The 17,945-nt window shown below is 41.2% G+C and carries 15 protein-coding genes; 8 read left to right on the forward strand and 7 right to left on the reverse strand.

Annotated features, from left to right (window positions below; all coding sequences use genetic code 11):
• Positions 1-30 precede the first annotated feature (30 nt).
• A complete protein-coding gene (locus tag K9M07_03340; protein ID MCF7852258.1) occupies positions 31-588 on the reverse strand; it encodes a hypothetical protein in 558 nt (185 codons plus the stop codon).
• Between the two features lie 316 nt (positions 589-904).
• Here K9M07_03340 and K9M07_03345 point away from each other — a divergent pair, with 316 nt between their 5' ends.
• Entirely contained in the window at positions 905-1,417 is a 513-nt protein-coding gene (locus K9M07_03345; GenBank protein MCF7852259.1) for an acetyltransferase, read from the forward strand.
• On the opposite strand, the gene K9M07_03350 is transcribed toward K9M07_03345, so the two are convergent.
• Entirely contained in the window at positions 1,410-2,765 is a 1,356-nt protein-coding gene (locus K9M07_03350) for a sodium-dependent transporter (GenBank protein ID MCF7852260.1), read from the reverse strand. The two genes, K9M07_03345 and K9M07_03350, sit on opposite strands and share 8 nt — an antisense overlap.
• A gap of 480 nt (positions 2,766-3,245) precedes the next feature.
• Between K9M07_03350 and K9M07_03355 the strand changes: the two genes are divergently transcribed.
• Positions 3,246-3,425, forward strand: coding sequence for a hypothetical protein (locus K9M07_03355; protein ID MCF7852261.1), 180 nt, complete (start codon positions 3,246-3,248; stop codon positions 3,423-3,425).
• Positions 3,426-3,720: 295 nt separating this feature from the next.
• Positions 3,721-5,127 (forward strand): APC family permease, encoded by a 1,407-nt coding sequence (locus tag K9M07_03360; protein MCF7852262.1) that lies wholly within the window; start codon positions 3,721-3,723, stop codon positions 5,125-5,127.
• Here K9M07_03360 and K9M07_03365 read toward each other — a convergent pair.
• The gene (locus tag K9M07_03365) at positions 5,124-6,101 is read right to left on the reverse strand and encodes a magnesium transporter (GenBank protein ID MCF7852263.1); all 978 of its coding nucleotides are present in this window, start codon (positions 6,099-6,101) and stop codon (positions 5,124-5,126) included. The genes K9M07_03360 and K9M07_03365 overlap by 4 nt on opposite strands.
• Before the next feature lie 63 nt (positions 6,102-6,164).
• Here K9M07_03365 and K9M07_03370 point away from each other — a divergent pair, with 63 nt between their 5' ends.
• Positions 6,165-6,932, forward strand: a complete 768-nt coding sequence (locus tag K9M07_03370; protein MCF7852264.1) for a class I SAM-dependent methyltransferase — start codon at positions 6,165-6,167, stop codon at positions 6,930-6,932.
• Positions 6,933-6,990: 58 nt separating this feature from the next.
• Complete coding sequence (gene glmS / locus K9M07_03375; GenBank protein MCF7852265.1) at positions 6,991-8,841, forward strand: glutamine--fructose-6-phosphate transaminase (isomerizing); 1,851 nt, start codon at positions 6,991-6,993, stop codon at positions 8,839-8,841.
• Here glmS and K9M07_03380 read toward each other — a convergent pair.
• The gene (locus K9M07_03380; GenBank protein MCF7852266.1) at positions 8,802-10,277 is read right to left on the reverse strand and encodes an NAD-dependent succinate-semialdehyde dehydrogenase; all 1,476 of its coding nucleotides are present in this window, start codon (positions 10,275-10,277) and stop codon (positions 8,802-8,804) included. The genes glmS and K9M07_03380 overlap by 40 nt on opposite strands.
• A gap of 38 nt (positions 10,278-10,315) precedes the next feature.
• On the opposite strand from K9M07_03380, the gene K9M07_03385 reads away from it, so the two are divergent.
• Both K9M07_03385 and K9M07_03390 read left to right on the forward strand, forming a co-directional pair.
• On the forward strand, positions 10,316-10,900 hold the full coding sequence (locus K9M07_03385; protein MCF7852267.1) for an NUDIX hydrolase: 585 nt from the start codon (positions 10,316-10,318) through the stop codon (positions 10,898-10,900).
• Positions 10,887-14,273, forward strand: a complete 3,387-nt coding sequence (locus tag K9M07_03390; protein MCF7852268.1) for a hypothetical protein — start codon at positions 10,887-10,889, stop codon at positions 14,271-14,273. The genes K9M07_03385 and K9M07_03390 overlap by 14 nt, the downstream gene beginning before the upstream one ends.
• A 9-nt stretch (positions 14,274-14,282) precedes the next feature.
• Here K9M07_03390 and K9M07_03395 read toward each other — a convergent pair whose 3' ends face one another.
• Positions 14,283-15,338: a class I fructose-bisphosphate aldolase gene (locus tag K9M07_03395; protein MCF7852269.1), complete on the reverse strand. Its 1,056-nt coding sequence runs from the start codon at positions 15,336-15,338 to the stop codon at positions 14,283-14,285.
• 184 nt (positions 15,339-15,522) lie between these two features.
• On the opposite strand from K9M07_03395, the gene K9M07_03400 reads away from it, so the two are divergent.
• Entirely contained in the window at positions 15,523-15,768 is a 246-nt protein-coding gene (locus tag K9M07_03400) for a hypothetical protein (protein ID MCF7852270.1), read from the forward strand.
• Between the two features lie 46 nt (positions 15,769-15,814).
• Here K9M07_03400 and K9M07_03405 read toward each other — a convergent pair whose 3' ends face one another.
• Together K9M07_03405 and K9M07_03410 are read right to left on the reverse strand one after the other, a co-directional pair.
• A complete protein-coding gene (locus K9M07_03405; protein MCF7852271.1) occupies positions 15,815-17,020 on the reverse strand; it encodes a S41 family peptidase in 1,206 nt (401 codons plus the stop codon).
• Between the two features lie 99 nt (positions 17,021-17,119).
• On the reverse strand, positions 17,120-17,945 hold an 826-nt coding region (locus tag K9M07_03410; protein ID MCF7852272.1), incomplete at its 5' end, for an aminoglycoside phosphotransferase family protein.

Here is a 17,945-nt window from a genome sequence, read left to right on the forward strand (position 1 = left end):
TCCATTCGGTACGGCTTATCATTTAAGCACTTAAAAGCCTAAGGCATAGCTTAAAGAAAGTGAAGGGCTCGGAGTTGATCCCTCTTTAAAAGCAGAAATTGCGGGAATTGCAAGATCAAGCTGAATCATATTTGGAAATCTTGTCTTGCGATTGAACTCAATTCCAACAGCTGCATTCAGCAAAATACCATGGAAATGTTTATGAGTTTCAAGATTATGAATACCTCCCCAGCTACCTCCAATCCCATAATAGGTGCTGTTGTTCTCCACCGGCTCTAGATAACGGATATACATGATTTTTGGCAGAGCATAGCTAATAACTTTTTGCTTAGATAACGAATAACCCGCTACAGCTGAAAAATCAACACCGGACTCATGATAAACGACGCGTTTCCCAAAACTCAGTTGAGGTGCGATAATCCACATTTTATTATTTTCGATCCCTACAGTCCCCAAACTAAAATAGGTGAGATCATATTTGAGTACTTTCGGAAGAGGTTTACTTTGTTTAGATACAGCTTCTTTTTTTTCTTCTGCGTGCAACGCTAATCCTGCAATCAACGTTAAGAAGACAAATAATCGTTTCATATGCATACCTTTTTAGATTTCTGTTTTAAAATCGTAAGGCAGCGATATTATTTATTTATGCTATATGAGACAATCTTAAAGAATTATTATAGTATACCGAAATAAATTGAAGAATTAGGTTTTATCTTCGCCGGCATCTTCGACTTTTCACCCTTAATTTTTTGACCTATCTTCAATAGGATCAAAAAACTAAGCCGGCTAAAGCCTGATAAAAATTCGAAGCGCCACCAAAGCTAAAATTCCAATTCTTCAACTCATTTCGGTATATATTCCATTTTGGTATATCATTTACAAAAAGAACAAGGATTCTATTTTTATGCACTTTGAGATTTTAAAGAAAGACCAAGAAGAAATGCTAAAGGAATGGCTTAAGCAGGACTATGTAGCCGAATTTTGGCATGGGTCCGGTCTGCGAAATACGCTAAACTCCATTTCACAGTTCGTTAAGGGAGAAAAACCGCAGCATACGCTCTGGATCGCTTATGATGGAACCATTCCATTTGGCTATCTGATGACTTTAAATATTGATTTTGAGAAGGATCATCTCTATGCAAAATATCTTACTCCTTCTTCAAAGGCCATCACTCTTGACCTGCTTATTGGTAACCCCTCCTATTTAGGGAAAGGGCTTGGGACTCGAATGATCAAAGAACTTCTACTACAGAAATTCGGCGATGTAACCGATGTATTTATGGATCCGGAAACAGATAACCTGAAAGCGATTCATGTTTATGAAAAAGCAGGTTTTCGCAAGCTAGAGGAAATCATACCCTCATGGGACCAATCCTGCTCATGCGTACTGATGCACCTTAAAACCGGAGTTAAATAATCCCGATGAGATTAAGTAATATAATGATAATGACTATCGGGGCAATAAAGCAGATACTAATTTCAAGGAACCCCTTTAAAACCGGTGCTCTATCAAACAAGTGATTCGTTCCCACTTGCAAATGATCAAGGGCCTGTTTAACCCCCCATTTCCATCCTGCAAGAGTTACGGCAAGGAGTCCGCCAAGAGGAACGAAAATATTAACGCTGACATATGAGATGAAATTAAAGAAAGTCATTCCAAAAAAAGAATGGTGTTTCCATATCCCAAAAGAAAGTGCACTTGGAATTCCAAGCAAAAAGGCTCCAAGAGCGACTAAAATAACTGCAGTATGTCGAGAAAACTTCTTTTCATCACAAAGATACGCAATCGCCGGTTGCATTGCAGAAATTTGCGAGGTTAATCCCGCTAAAAAAATCGTCATGAAGAATAACAGTGCAAAAAAGTAGCCCCCTTTCATCTGAGAAAAAATGAGGGGAAGCGTTTTAAACATTAAATCAGGACCTGAAGCAGGCGGCATCCCCGCCGAAAAAACAATGGTAAAAATAGAGATTCCGGCCATAAGAGAAACGATAATCACAGAAGAGGCAATAGGGAGACAGATATGAGGAATATTTTCTTTGCGTGTTAAATAACTCCCATAAGTGACCATCGTTCCTTGCCCCAAACTCAATGCAAAAAAGGCTTGGCCAAGTGCCATAATAACCACATCCGGCGTAATAGCCGCAAGATTGGGATTGAATAAAAAATGAAGCGCTTTTTCAGCTCCCGGCAGCGTTAATCCTTTAATAACTAAAACAAGCAAGATACACATGAGAAGAGGCATTAATACCTTATTCCACGATTCAATGCCTTTTTGAACTCCAAGATATAAGATCAAACTACTGAGGAGCATAAACCCAAAATGCCATCCGCTAATCCACCAAGGAGACATAATCAAATGCGAATAAAAGCTAATCGTTTGCTCTGCGTTGTGAAAATGGGTCAAATGACCTAATAGAGCCTCAACAACATAACCTAATGTCAGTCCTGCAATCACGCTATAAAATGAGCTGACGACAAATCCTGTCAAAATTGTCATTTTGCCGCTCATCCCCCACCACTTGGATTGACCAAGCTTCTCAAATGCACCTGACGGGCTTGTCTGAGTCCGGCGCCCTATCGCCACTTCGGTTAAAAAAACGGGGATTGATACGAGAATTAAGCAGACGCAAAAAATAAGAACAAAAGCACCCCCTCCCGAATCACCTACAATATAAGGGAAACGCCAGATGCTTCCAAGACCCACAGCAGAACCAATTGCCGCCCACATAAATCCGATTTTTGATTTCCACTGCTCTCTTTTCATCTTCACACAAAAGTTATAAAAGCATTATTGTAAATGATCTGAATCCCAATAATCAAGAAATAACAAAATGTTTGCCCTTTTCACTTATACTGCTTGTGACTCAAGAGTTGTTTTTTTTGTCGCCGGCATCCCCGCTTGGCCCTTTTACCTCACCTCTGCCTATTGTCAATAGCGCTCCCTTTCAGGTAGAAGGGCCTTCGGCCCGATCGACCAGCGCGCATCGCCGGCTTCTAAAAATCCCAACTCTTGAATCCCCCCAGTATAAACAAGAGCCAAGGACCTCGTATTTTTTTGGTTAATTTTACAAGATTGGCAATCACATCTCATAAATATTTTATAGCATTAAAGGCATGGATTTATTGCAAATATATGCCTTATTAGGTATATAAAAACGATAGACCTATGCTGTTATAGGCATATTTAACTAGCAAGGAAAAGAAATGATAAAAAAACCTTCAAAGTCAGAAAAGCTCATTCTCAATGAGATCATCGATACCGCCGGGCTATGACCCTTTTGAGCTTGCCATCTCATTGGCTAATCTGAAATTGGCCCATGCCATCCACCACGCCGGCTATTCATATACTCACAGCAACCCACGATCCATTAAACTCCTCCAACATCAAGCAATACTTCATGAGTTTGAAATGCAACTTCGATAAGCTCTGAATTCTTAAACTCGACTTTGCAACTTTTTGGACCCAAAGGCCTCGAGATATTTGTTTTCGGGGGAGTTATTAAAACCGGGAAGGGGTTTTTTACCCCTTCCCGGTTTTAATAATCTCCTAGCTCGACCTACGGTCGAGCGCATGATGCGCAAATAGACGGGGCAGGCGGGCCCAAAAAGTTGCAAAGTCGAGTTAAATCACGAGCCATATAAAAAGATAGGGGTGGGAAAAAATAAAAATCTCATTTAAAATAGACTGCAATATTTGGATTGATCGGAGAATAGCCCCAATGAAAAAGAATAAAAGTTTGAATGTCTTCCTACTGACAATGATTAACATCGCGACGATTTTAAGCATCCGAAACTGGCCTTTGACTGCTGAATTTGGTTTTTCAGCTATTTTCTACATTTTGCTTGCGGCAATTATCTTTCTACTCCCCGTCTCATTCATCGCAGCAGAGCTCGCAACCGGATGGCCTCATAAGGGAGGGATTTTTGTATGGGTAAGAGAAGCTCTTGGACATCGATGGGGATTTTTAGCCGTTTGGCTTCTTTGGGTAGAAAATGTCGTCTATTACCCCCTTCTTCTATCGTTTGTTGCCGGAACACTGGCCTTTGTCTTTATGCCTGCTCTAGCTCAAAATCCGGTATTTACATTTAGTGTTATCATCGTCTCCTTTTGGATGTTCACCCTCATCAATTTAAGGGGGATGAAATTATCAGGATGGATTAGTTCGGTTGGAGCCATTATTGGTACTCTAGTTCCGGGAGTACTCATTATTTTTCTCGGATTCTGGTGGCTGACAACGCCTAATCCCATTCAAATTGAAATGAGCTGGAGTCACGCTTTCCCTAAAATTAATTCTCTTCACCAATTTACACTGCTCACAGGCGTGATCCTCAGCTTTGCCGGAATGGAAATGCCTGCCGTTCATGCTAATGACGTGATTAATCCTCAACGCAACTATCCCAAAGCCATTTTCTTGTCTGCCCTTATCATTGTAGTGCTCTCTATTTTGGGATCACTTGCGATTGCATTTATTATCCCAAAATCTGAAATCAGTTTAACTGCCGGCAGCATTGCAACAATCTATTATGTCTTTACTCAGTACAACCTACCTTTCTTTATTCCGATCCTTGCATTCATGATTATGATTGGGGCTCTTGCAACTCTGAGCACATGGATAGCCGGTCCCTCACGAGGGCTTCTCGCAGCAGCTGAAAATGGGGATTTTCCTCCCGTTTTCCATAAAGAAAATAAATTTGGCATGCCGATTGTGATGCTCGTTGGGCAGGCAGTTGTCGTATCGATTCTTGCTTTAGCTTTCTTTATTTTCCCAAGTGTTAGCGCCTCTGTTTGGGTTCTTGTCGCCCTCTCATCTCAGCTCTACCTGATTATGTACGCACTGATGTTTATATCAGCCATTGTTCTACGCTATAAAAAACCGCATATTCAAAGGGCTTTCAAAATCCCCTTCGGTAATTTTGGAATGTGGTTTGTAGGAGGACTTGGACTTTTAGGCGCGATTGGCGTTTTTTTGACGGGATTTTTTCCGCCCGAAGAACTTAACTTTGGCAAGGCCCTTTTTTATGAGTCGTTTCTTCTTATAGGAATTTGCATCTTCTGCACCATTCCCTTTATCATTTTAAAATTCAAAAAGCCCTCTTGGAATCTCAATCCTTCAAAGGCGCCTTAGACATGTTCGGCATGGATGATGAATGAGGCGATGAGGAAATAAATGGTGGTCGTGACGACATCGGCCAACATTAATACGACGGGACCTGCTGCTACTTTAGGATCGAGTTTGAGCCGATGAAGCGCAAAGGGAATTGCCGCCCCAATCAAAGCACTGATTACAATTGAAATCAGGATCCCTCCGGAAATAATAATCGCAGGTTCGTATCCATCGCCCCAAAAAATGGAAAGTGAGCCGACAATAACGGAGCAGGTAACAGAGAGCAAGACGTATAATTTGCACTGCTTAAGAAGACCCTTGAGATTGAATTTCAAATTGGTTTGATTGAGGCTTTGAGTCATCGATTGCATTGAAATTGATTCCGAAAGCGATAAAACAAGCGGAATGAACATCGCAAGGATAATAATCTGCTGGAGGATATTCTCAAAAATCCTAGAGATTGCCGCACAAGAGAGCCCCCCAATAATCGTGCATAAAATCCATGGCATGCGATTGCGATAAGTATAAAGGGTGGAAAAAGGACGCCCTTCTTCAATAATCACCCCTAACATTTGAAAAATTTGCAGCCGTTTTTTTGCATGGGCGACATCGACAGATTCTTCGATATATACACCCACATCAATACTGCCCACAAGACGATTGTGTTCATCAACCACGGGAAGCGCGAGTAAGCGCTGCGTTTCCATTACTTCCATGGCCTCATGAACCGTCTGATTCTCATTGAGTGCAATGACATGGGGCTCAGTAATATCGGCAATTTTTGTATTGGATTTTTTAAGAAGAAGGTTACGAGTTGAAACAAGCCCTTTGAGCCGTCCTTCTTCATCAATGACATAGAAATAAAGCACTTTTTCATAAATATCCTTATTTCTCAACACGGCGATCGCCTCGTCAATCGTTTGATGCTCTAACACAACCGTTTTGAGCGGCGTCATACAGCTTTTGACTTTGCGATCAAGATGCTCATATGTCATAATAGGGATACCCCTTTATTGGATTTACACTTCAACCACACCATAGCGAGAGAAAAGTTATTTATGAATAAAAAAACCACATCATGGGAATCTGTTGCAAAATGGTACGATCAATATATCGACCGAGAAGGCAATTATTTTCACAGTGAAATTATTTTACCGCAACTTATCCCCTTGTTAGCCCTTGATGCCAATAAAAAACACTCTCTTCTCGATGTGGGATGTGGGCAAGGAATTATGAGCCGATCGATCCCAAAAGACGTCGCTTATTTCGGAATGGATAGTTCAAAAAAACTGATCCAAATGGCAAAAGCGCGAAAACCCAACTCTTCACACTCTTTTCTCTTACACGATGCAACACATCCTTTCCCTTTTGAGACAACATTTTCTCATGCGGTGATCCTACTCGCTCTACAAAACATGAAAGAGCCTGAAAAGGTTTTATCGCAGATTGCCAAGCATCTTCAAGATCATGGCCGCCTTGTCATTGTCCTCAACCACCCTTGTTTTCGTATCCCGCGTCAATCCTCATGGGGGTATGATGAACCCAAAAAGCTTCAGTACAGAAGAGTGGATCAATATATGAGCCCTATGGAAATCCCCATCCAAATGAACCCGGGGCAAAAAGAAAAATCCTCATTAACATACTCCTATCACCATAGTCTATCTGCACTGAGTCATATGTTAAAGAAAAGCGGTTTTTGGATCGATGAAATCAAAGAGTGGTGTAGCGAAAAAACATCTGTTGGAGCGCGAGCGAAAGCGGAAAACCGATGCCGTAAAGAATTTCCAATGTTTCTCGCCATTGCATGTGAAAAACGATCAATATAGTGGATAATATCTCATTGCTAACATAAGATAACAACGGTAGATGATTATAGGGTGAAATATGTGTGGTATTTTTGGATTTATTCCCGCTACGAAAACGCTTAAAAGCGATGTTGTTAAAACGTGTATTATGGGCCTTAAACAACTCGAATACCGCGGTTATGATTCTGCCGGCATTGCGGGGATTTTAGAAGATCGCATCCAAGCCTGCAAATCTGTCGGAAAGATTAACATGCTTGCCGAAGCTGTAGAAAAATCACACCTAGAGCTCGAGCTCGCTATTGCTCACACAAGATGGGCTACACATGGCGGCTTGACAAATGCAAATGCCCATCCCCACTTTGACGAAGACTCTCAACTGGCTGTCGTTCATAATGGCATTATTGAGAACTTCTTTGAACTCAAAGAACGTCTGACCAATGAGGGAATTCAATTTTACTCAGATACCGATAGCGAAGTCATCGCAAAATTGATTTCTCATTACTACAATGGCGATTTAAAAAGTGCCACTGAAAAGGCGATAAAAGAACTCACAGGATCCTTTGCTCTTGCCATTATTCACAAAAATCAACCCAATCTAATTGTAGCTACAGCGCGCGACTGCCCCCTTGTCATTGGAATCGATCCTCAAAACCACTCTACTTACCTCTCATCAGACACCAATGCCTTCCTAGGACGATCCCTTGACATCTTTTTTTTAAAAGATGATCAGATTGCCACAATCACCCGCGGCTCAATTGCCGTTTATAATAAAAAAGGCATCTTGATCGATGTTCAATTTGAACCACTTGGAGCTGAAGTGCAAACAATTACAAAAAATGGGTTTGAACACTATATGCTCAAAGAAATTTATGAGCAGCCCGAAACGATTATTAAAACGATTGAAAACCGCTACTCTGAAGAGTTCGGAACGGCACAATTTCAAAACCTTTCCATTTCACCTCAAATCTTTCAATCGGCCCATCACATTTTGATTTTAGGATGTGGGACTTCATGGCATGCAGGATACATCGCCGCTTCAATGATTGAAAATATAGCGCGTATCCCCACTCAAGCGGAAATTGCATCCGAGTTCCGCTATACCAATCCCATTGTCTCTGAAAATACACTCGTGATTGCCATTAGTCAATCGGGAGAAACAGCCGACACCCTCGCCGCCGTAAGAGAAGTTAAAGCAAAAGGGGCAAAAGTTCTTGGCATTTGCAATGTTAAACACTCTACCCTATCGCGCGAAGCTGATAGCTGTATCTATTTACGTGCCGGCCCTGAAATTAGCGTCTGCTCAACTAAGGCCTTTACCTCTCAACTCGCTCTTTTATCGCTTATTACCCTATATCTCGCGCGCCTTCGCCACATGGAAAAAAAACAAGGGCAAGATTTTATTCAGCAGCTGAAAAAAGTCCCTTCATTGATTGAGAAAGTACTTCAAAAAGCTTCAATCATTGAGTCCTATGCCAAAAAATATGCCTCTTTTGATCATTTTTTCTTTTTAGGACGCCGCTATATGTTCCCATCAAGTTTAGAAGCGGCTCTCAAACTGAAAGAAATTAGCTACGTGAATGCAACGGGATATCCCGCCGGTGAAATGAAACATGGCCCTATCGCTCTGCTTTCACCTAATCTTGCCGTCATCGGAATGTGCGGTAATAAACAGACGAAAGATAAAATGTTCTCTAACATGCTTGAAGCCAAATCTCGAGGTGCCCCAATCCTCCTTTTTGCTCCTGAAAGCTTTGAACAAATCGAATCGATTACCCATGACATTATTTGGATGCCCGATGATATTTGCGATGAGCTGGCATGTATTCCCTATTCAGTTGCCACTCAACTCTTTGCTTACTATATTGCAAGAGAAAGAGGCTGTGAAATCGATCAGCCACGCAACCTTGCCAAATCAGTGACCGTTGAATAGGAATCAAAAGTTAAGCAGGTATATTTTATATTGAGGTAATCACTCATTCCATATAGTGAACCCTCGCGCCCTTGCCCCGATGCTTTGATTCCCCCAAAGGGTGCCTGTGCTTTTGAGATTTTTGTCTCGTTGATTCCCACCATGCCAAACATCAATCGATCGTTGACGCGCATCATTTGAGAGAAGTCTTGGCTGTAAAAATAAGAGGCAAGCCCATATTGTGTTGCATTAGCGATCTCAAGAGCCTCTTGTTCATCTTTAAAGCGCATTAGAGTCACAACAGGGCCAAAAATTTCTTCATTGGCAATTTTCATTTGTTGCGTGACTCCCGATAAGATCGTTGGAGCAATGCAACTATTATAAAAAGCATCCCCACCGCACATCAAATCCGCACCCTCATTTTGGGCGCTATGGATAAGATTTAATATTCTATCTTTTGCCGTTTTATTGATGACAGGTCCCATATCAACGTCTTCAAACCCATTACCCACTTTTAATCGCTGATATTTGGCTTGGAAACGGTCGACGAAAGCATCGTAAATTGAATCTTGAATTAAGAAGCGATTCCCGCAAATACACGACTGGCTTGAGTTGCGCAATTTCAAATACAGTGCCCCTTCAACCGCAGCATCGATATTTGCCGACTCAAACACGATAAATGGAGCATTGCCTCCCAGCTCTAGTGATAGCCTTTTAATCTGAGGCGCCGCTTGTTGAAAGAGCAGTTGTCCCACGCGTGTTGATCCCGTAAACGAAATTTTGCGCACCCGCGCATCACTACACAGAATTTCCCCGATTTCACAAGGATCTCCTGTGATGATATTGATAACACCATCGGGATATCCTGCCCTCTGAATTAAATCGGCTAGGGCATAGGCGACAAACGGCGTCTCTTCTGAGGCCTTTAATACAACAGTACATCCCACAGCAAGTGCCGGCGCGATCTTGCGCGTCACCATAGCTAGAGGAAAATTCCATGGAGTGATGGCGCCAACAACGCCAACAGGCTGTTTAGAAACAAGAAGTTTTTGATTGACTTGGTCTGATTGAATGATGTCGCCGTAAATGCGCGCAGCCTCTTCAGCAAACCAATCCAAAAAGGAACAGGCATATTCAATTTCTCCAAGAGCATCAGCGAGGGGTTTTCCCATCTCAAGAGTCATCATGCGAGCGAGCTCATCGCGATATTCTCGAATCAGCTGCGAAAGGCGCATAAGGAGGGAGCGTCTTTCTTGAGGCGTGCTAAATCGGTATCGATTAAAGGCTTGATCTGCTACATCAACCGCAGCTATCACTTGCTCTCGACTCGCATGAGGAGCTTGCCCGATCACCTGATAGTCGTAAGGATTGAGCACATCAATTTTTTTATGGGTTGAAACCCAATTTCCGTTGATAAAGAGTTGATTATGATATAATTTAAATTCAGTTATATTCATAAAAAGGCCTATATTTTTTAGGATCACCCTAAGGTAGCATGAAATCAAAACAAATACAAAAATCTTATGAAGATGCAGAGATCGAAGTAACGGAAATTGTTGAAAGCCCAAGACTTAAAATCCGAGAAGAGAAAATTAATTTTAAAAATGGGCAACAAAAATTATATCATATTGTCTCTCACCCCGGCGCTTCAGCTATTCTTCCCATCATGGATAACGGCGATCTTCTTTTTGTCGTGCAATACCGTCATGCCGTGAAGGAAATCCTCCTTGAAATCCCGGCAGGGGTGATTGAACACCACGAAGACCCCTCAATCTGTGCTCTCAGAGAATTAAGAGAAGAAACGGGAATGAATGCCCACCATATCGAACGCTTCCTCGACATTTACACAACGCCGGGCTTTACAGATGAAAAACTCTATTTATTTACCGCACAAAATCTCTACCCCGATCCCCTGACAGGTGAAGATTCCCATGAAATCGATCTCTTCAGCTGCTCCATTAATGAAGCCCTTCAAATGATTGCAGAAGGGCGTATTGTCGATGCGAAAACAATCATTGCGATCCTCTCTTACGATCGCGCCTTAAAAAAGAAGGATACAACATCCCATGTTCATCATTAAGTGGCTCGTCAAAACGTTTTTTGCTTTATGCTTTTTAATCCTTATCCTCCTATGTTTTTTGCCCACCATTTTATCAAGCGAATGGGGGAAAGATCAACTCTCCTCCCTTTTATCTGTCTCTACACATTCAACGATTAAAATAGATTCTCTTCAACTGGGATGGTTTAAACCACAGAAAGTTAAAAACCTCACAGTTGCATCTTCTGAAATGGATTTAAGCATTCGATCCATTGAAATCAACAATACGCTATGGCAATTCATTTGGAATGGATTTGCCTTTAATCATTTATCAATTGAAGAGCCGAAGGCTAGATTTCTTCAACTGATGAACAAGCCAACGCACCCTGCCTCTTATCAACCGCTAGCTCTCATTCAACATTTATCTATTCAAAACGGTCTACTCAGTCTTGTTTCTAATCATAAAACAACCCTGCAAATCAATGCTATTGATCTAAACCTCTCTCTTGATCGTAAACAAAAATCGGCGATGTGCGATCTCTCTTGTGAAACTGCTTATCACGAGCTCAAAGGCAACGTGGCCTTGAGCGCAATGTTTGTCGATCACCCCTCCCTTCCCCAATTTAAAATGAAGACGCAAGTGAGTGATTTGCCATTACAAGGCTTAGATGAACTGGCTCACTTCCTCGGTTTATATACCGATCCGATACTGACGGAGTCAATTGGATCGACCATGAATATGAAAATAGACCTCGATTCGACGCGGGATCATCTTGAAGCCGACATTCATTCAAAGTTTCTCAACTTAAGTCTCCATACACCTAATCACTCTCCACCGCTTATTTTTGATTGGACAGTTAGCCCTTCTTTTGTTGAACTCTTCGGCATTAAAATCAAACACCCTTTTTCCTTATCGACATCGGTCGAAGAGCTCTATCTCCCCTCTCTATTATCGTGGAAAAAAATGCGCTTTAAAATGAATACGACGTTGTCCCAATTAAATTGGCGCGATATCCTTATCGATCGAGGCGCTTTTACATTCACTTCTTCAGGATTGGAAAATGATCTCTCTTTAGTCGGCTCTCTTGACTTTTCCTCCCCTAATCTAGGCGGTAAACTCTCTTTAAACGGAGTCTTTCAAGAACTCTTTTCTTCTCCTAAAGTACAATTTGATATTGATTCGAATCGCCTAAATATTCGAGAGCCCTTCACTCAAATCAATCGAATCATCAACCAACTGCATTGCCGCATTGCTAATCAAACGGCTCCTATGATTCATATGGAGTTATCTATGGCTGATATTGATCGCCCCTCTCTACTTGGAAATAGTTGCAAAGCCAATTTTCAATCCCATTTTATTTTAGACAAAAAGCAAGCCTCACTGATTGCAAGCGATCTTGTATTATCGAGCCATCTTTTATCGGGTCATTTTTTAGGAGACGTTCATTTTTCATCACAAGCGATCCATCTCTCTAAAGATGGGTTTATTGATTATAAAATGACGCCACAAGTTTTTAAACTCCTCATGCAGCAATTCCCCTTCCCCATCGATCTTAAAAAAGAAACCTCCATTTCATTTATTTTAGAGAAAAACTCTTCTTTGGACCGGTTGGATGCCAATATTTTTTCTGAAGATTTTACGATTGCCTTATCTAACTCGCGCCAAGATTTTGATTTTCAAAATATTGATTCTCAAATCAAATACCAAACCAAAACTCAAATGCTTGAAGCCATCGGGCAGATGAAAGTTAAAAAGGAGGGGGCCCTCTCTTTTATCGGCAAGTATTCTCTTTTGAACCATCTCATGGCCGTCGATCTTAAAGGAGATAAAATCCCGTCTGATTTATTTTCTCCGTGGTTTCAACTCAATGCCCCCCTCTCTAAGCTCATCGGACCAACGTTGAATGCAACAACTTATTGTGAAATTGACTCTCATTTGCGCTCCCTACGCTTTGATCTTACCTCTCAATATTTATCCTTCAAAGGGGCGGCCTCTTTCAATTCTGAAGGAAACCTCTCTGCTTTAACCGCACCTATTGATTTGAACTGGTCGCTCTCTCCGGAGGCCTATTTAGCTTTAAGCAATGCTCGCTATCAACGCCCCTCTCTTTTTCAATTACAAGCACCTGCTCAGATTGGTCTTCAAGTCAATAAGTTCTCTATTGATCCCGGACAAGAATTTAATAGTGCTGAGCTTAAAGGAAATGTATCTATTGACCACTTTAAAGTAGCTAATCATGAGGCTCAAGCTGAAATTGAAACTCTAAAATGTGACTTCAAGAAAAAGAAAAATGAATCGATTTTTGGCCGCCTTTCCGGCTCGATAGCATCCTATCAAATGCGATCTCAGATTGACGGTTCTATTGAAATGAACCATATTGATCTCCACTTACCCCTTTCTAAACTTCTTCTTGGCATGCATATCAATACCCATTTTAATGTAGAGCAACTTCCAACCGTGATCATTGATGCCATGACTCAGCCTTTTCTTGCATTCCCTATCTCGAGCCTACTTGGTGAGTCTCTCAATGCCAATGTCGATATTGATATGAAGGAGGCGATGAAACGACTCGCTATTGACATTGATTCAACCGATAGTCTTTTAAATATCAATGGCCTGATCGCCAATCAAACGTTTGTTCTCACTGACCCCATTCACGGCTCTCTCAAACTCACGCCAAAACTCAGTGCTCTACTTTTTGAAAGCCTCGGTTTTACCGTCATTAAATCTCGATTGCCTATTACACTAGATATTTCAGATAAGGGTTTTATCCTTCCCCTATCAGAGAATCTCCTATATCAGACTCAAATTCCACGCATGATCTTAGATCCGGGTCAAATTGTTGCAATTAATACGGGAACGGTAGGACTTGTGAATGGCATCTTCAAAGTAGATTCCCCTAACTCTCTCCAAATGTGGTTTGCGCCCCTCTATATGCGAATGAATCAAGGCGTTTTATCTATCGAGCGTACTGAAATTTTACTCGATAAGAGATACCATATTTGTATCTGGGGAACTGTCGACATGATACGTCAACAAGTGAATCTTATCGTAGGTCTCACTGCGCAAAGTTTAAAAGAAACGCTTGGGATTAATAAGCTCCCTGCAAGTTATGTTCTACAAATCCCTCTTGAGGGCCCTTTTGGAAATGTCAAACTCAAAACAGGTGTTGCCACAGCTAAAATCGCCCTTTTGATTGGAACTAAAATCCCTTCAAACACTATTTTTGGCGGACTGACACAGACACTGAATCAGATCATGAATGACCAATCGCGGGTTCCCCCGCCTAAACGCCCCTATCCTTGGGAGCGGCAAATTGGCAAAAAGGAGTCGGAGAAAATTGAGCTGAAACATCAAGACCCCCAAGAGACCGTTCTATTCAACCTACCTATTTCACTAGGTGAACCCGAATAGAACCTAGTATTATGCTAAAGAGATCTCTTTAGCAAGGTAAACATCTTGTATTGCATTGAGAAGTTCAACACCTTCGTTCATAGGGCGCTGAAAGGCTTTTCGGCCTGAAATGAGTCCGCATCCCCCGGCTCTTTTATTGATAACAGCAGTCATGACAGCGTCTTGGAGATCATTTTTTCCTGAAGGTCCACCTGAGTTAATTAATCCCATTCGACCCATGTAACAGTTAGCAACTTGATAACGCGTGAGATCAATGGGGTGATCAGAAGAGAGCTCGGTGTACATTTTTTCATTTTTCTTACCGAATTTAAGCATTTTAAATCCGCCATTGTTTGTGGGGAGTTTTTGCTTAATAATATCTGCCTCTATCGTCACACCGAGGTGATTTGCTTGTCCCGTTAAATCCGCTGCCGTATGGAAATCCGTTTCTGCCGTTTTAAAATGCGCATTTCTCAAATAGCACCATAAAATAGTTGCCATTCCCAGACTATGGGCATGTTCAAAGGCTCTAGAGACTTCGATAATTTGTCGACGTGAGTTTTCAGAGCCAAAATAGATCGTTGCACCAACGGCGCGGCAACCCATGTTATAAGCTTGCTCTACAGAAGCAAAAAGCGTTTGATCATAAATTTCCGGATAGCTCAAAAGTTCATTGTGATTAATTTTGAGTACAAAAGGGATCTTATGAGCATATTTGCGAGCCACAGACCCAAGCACTCCAAGAGTGGTTGCAACGGCATTACACCCCCCCTCAATGGCGAGCTTGATAATATTTTCGGGGTCAAAATAATCGGGATTAGGAGCAAAAGAAGCACCGGCTGAATGCTCAATGCCTTGATCGACAGGCAGAATGGAGAGATAGCCCGTATTCGCTAAACGCCCATGACTGTAGAGATCTTTAAGGGCTCTGAGAACACGGATATTGCGATCTGAATGATAATAAACTCTTTCAATAAAATCAGGACCCGGAACATGAAGACGCGATTTATCAATGGTTTTACAGGTATGGCTTAATAATGGTTCTGCTTGATCTTTTAGAATCCCCTGAATTTTAGCAAAAGACATACGTCAACTCTCCGCGATAATATCATTAAAATTTTATCTTGTATGAAATGGAATTTCTGCACAAGTAATGAAACAAACAAAAGAAAAAACCTTTCATATTTATGTCGCACAGATATAGATATCAATACCCTATCTTATCATCAAATTGTACCTGCTTTAGGTGTTCCCTCTTCTTCGATTAAAAATGCAAATATACCGCTCGTCATTCACATGTCAAAATATCAATGGAAGAAGCCAAAAAGATTGGTCTTGGATTTTTCGGATATTCACAAACGGATCGGATCTCCTCAGTCACACTCAAATTTATACAACAAATTTCTTTATCCTCACTATTGGTGATGAACCTACTGATCAAATCTTAGTTTTAGGCGTTGAGTCTAAGATTCACAATATGAGTGGTGAAGAAATGAAATTACCCTGGCGCGAATAACGATAACAACTGTAGCAATATCCCGAGGCCTTCATGCCCTAAAAAGTTACAAAGTCGAGCTAAGTTCAATTGCCTTTTTTTTTGCAATATTGAGCGAATCTTCATATGGAGCAATAATATCCGGTTCGACTCCTACACCTTCCCAATTTGTGCTCGTATAAGGACTGATTGCTCTTATATGTGGAATCATTACTTCAAATTGAGTGCCTTCTATCAGAAAAGGCCTTGTAGGATTTGCTCCTCCTTTTGTTTTTTCTCCGATAATCGTTGCTCTTCCTAAAGCTTGTAGATCATAGGTCAACTCTTCTCCTGCAGAGAATGTTTTTTCACTGGTTATGCAAATAATAGGTTTACTCCCTCCAAATCGAGTAGGATGCTCTATTGGATTTATATCTGTAACACTTTCTCTACCAGAATATCTTTCATAAAATTTACATAAATGATCAGGAAGAGGTTTATCAAATAAATAACTTGCCACAAGAGCAACTGTTTTAGGATCGCCTCCTTCGTGATCTCTCAGGTCAATAATAAGCGCTTTTGTACCTGCAACAGTCCGCATGGCCGCATCAATGGCTCCTTTCATTTCTTCAAAATGAGCAGGAGGGAATTTATCAAACTTGATATAACCTACATTATTTTCATCAAAAATCCGCACGTTTGAGATACCCCAATTTCCCTCTCGGTGATACTCAATATATTCTTCATCTATTTCTTGCAATTTTTCCGAACTAGGCATCTCAAGTCTTGAAAACAAACTATATGTATCATCTAATTTAGAAACGTATCGAATATCTAAATGTTTATCCGGGCAAATTTCCTTCAGATCTTTAAGAATCGCTCTTTTTAGGGCAATGGGGCTTTCACATCCACTACTATACTTACCTCTATCATATTCATTTTTGATACGCTCCGCCATTGCATTAGCGGGTCCCTCATCAATGTATAGATGCTTTATTCCAAAAATAACTCCATCCACCACAGTTCTAATCAGTGGGGCTGTCATAGGTTTTGTTATAGATAAGAAAATATTGAGCTCTTCGTCGGTGAGACGATCCGTGTATTCTATGACATGGTCTTCACTTAAACTTTTTGCAAGAGATTCAAGTCCTCTTTTAGCTTCGAGAGAAGAGGGCTCAGCTATTACCCTTCGAAATACCGTATCTAAAGCAGAATGCTCTGTTTTTCCTTCAGATGCTAAGAATGATGCCCCACTAGCATCTCCGCTAGATGTCTTTGAAATTCCATCTGCCATCTGCCCCCCTACTTTTTTCTATCTCCATAGCTATACCGTATCCTAAAAATATCCAAAACTATTTTTTGGATGAAGAAGAATCTGATGCACTAATTTTAATTATTTTTCAAATTCAGCGTTTTGATTAGATATTGCTTGAAGAGTGATGCATGCTTTCCACAAAGCCCAACCGCGTGCTCGATCCCAAGTCTGCTTATCAACCTGAATCAGAGATTGAAACACTTCTCTACTCCTGTTTTTGAATAACATCCATGCGATTGCTAAATCACAGGAAGGATCCCCCACCGCAATACAACCAAAATCTATCACTGCATTTAATCGGTGATTTTTAATGAGCAGGTTACCGGCGCTCAAATCTCCGTGCACCCAAACGGGATCTTTTGTCCATTGTGATCGAATCGCTTTTTCCCAAACAGCACGCGCAATATCGATCTCAATATGCTCTTTGAGTCCTTGTATTGTAGACAGCATTTGAGCATGGTAGACAATGGGGGATGATCCCCGAAGAAAGTTGTGCCTTCCGGGCTTAGGAGCGCATCTCACATCGATTGTATGCAACTCATTTATAAAATGGGCCAATTGAATAGCAAGCGATTCTAACTCTTGTTCATTGAGGTTTAAAGTGTTGACGCTATATCCTTCAATCCACCGATAAATTGACCAAGACCAAGGATATAACTGAGAGGGCTGCCCTAAGGCAATCGGTTGTGGGATTGTTATGGATAAATGCTCAGACAAGAAGGGAAGCCATTGTTGTTCTTTATTAACCTGAGCCGCATATCTCTCAGCAGTTGGTAAGCGCATCACCATCTCATCCCCTAACCGAAATGTCGCATGATCCCAACCATTAGGATGGAATTTTCTAATTTGCAAATTCGAAAACTCCGGAAACTGTGATTGAATAAGGCTTTTGGCGAGCTCCTGA

It is taken from the genome of Simkaniaceae bacterium, from assembly GCA_021734805.1.
Lineage (GTDB): Bacteria > Chlamydiota > Chlamydiia > Chlamydiales > JACRBE01 > Amphritriteisimkania.

What these genes read in the sequence shown, in the direction of transcription:
- K9M07_03395 (MCF7852269.1), bottom strand. Translation starts at nt 15,338, where the DNA reads ATGTCTTTTGCTAAAATTCAGGGGATTCTAAAAGATCAAGCAGAACCA.
- K9M07_03400 (MCF7852270.1), top strand. Translation starts at nt 15,523, where the DNA reads ATGCAAATATACCGCTCGTCATTCACATGTCAAAATATCAATGGAAGA.
- glmS (MCF7852265.1), top strand. Translation starts at nt 6,991, where the DNA reads ATGTGTGGTATTTTTGGATTTATTCCCGCTACGAAAACGCTTAAAAGC.
- K9M07_03345 (MCF7852259.1), top strand. Translation starts at nt 905, where the DNA reads ATGCACTTTGAGATTTTAAAGAAAGACCAAGAAGAAATGCTAAAGGAA.
- K9M07_03360 (MCF7852262.1), top strand. Translation starts at nt 3,721, where the DNA reads ATGAAAAAGAATAAAAGTTTGAATGTCTTCCTACTGACAATGATTAAC.
- K9M07_03380 (MCF7852266.1), bottom strand. Translation starts at nt 10,277, where the DNA reads ATGAATATAACTGAATTTAAATTATATCATAATCAACTCTTTATCAAC.
- K9M07_03390 (MCF7852268.1), top strand. Translation starts at nt 10,887, where the DNA reads ATGTTCATCATTAAGTGGCTCGTCAAAACGTTTTTTGCTTTATGCTTT.
- K9M07_03355 (MCF7852261.1), top strand. Translation starts at nt 3,246, where the DNA reads ATGAGATCATCGATACCGCCGGGCTATGACCCTTTTGAGCTTGCCATC.
- K9M07_03405 (MCF7852271.1), bottom strand. Translation starts at nt 17,020, where the DNA reads ATGGCAGATGGAATTTCAAAGACATCTAGCGGAGATGCTAGTGGGGCA.
- K9M07_03385 (MCF7852267.1), top strand. Translation starts at nt 10,316, where the DNA reads ATGAAATCAAAACAAATACAAAAATCTTATGAAGATGCAGAGATCGAA.
- K9M07_03365 (MCF7852263.1), bottom strand. Translation starts at nt 6,101, where the DNA reads ATGACATATGAGCATCTTGATCGCAAAGTCAAAAGCTGTATGACGCCG.
- K9M07_03350 (MCF7852260.1), bottom strand. Translation starts at nt 2,765, where the DNA reads ATGAAAAGAGAGCAGTGGAAATCAAAAATCGGATTTATGTGGGCGGCA.
- K9M07_03370 (MCF7852264.1), top strand. Translation starts at nt 6,165, where the DNA reads ATGAATAAAAAAACCACATCATGGGAATCTGTTGCAAAATGGTACGAT.
- K9M07_03340 (MCF7852258.1), bottom strand. Translation starts at nt 588, where the DNA reads ATGAAACGATTATTTGTCTTCTTAACGTTGATTGCAGGATTAGCGTTG.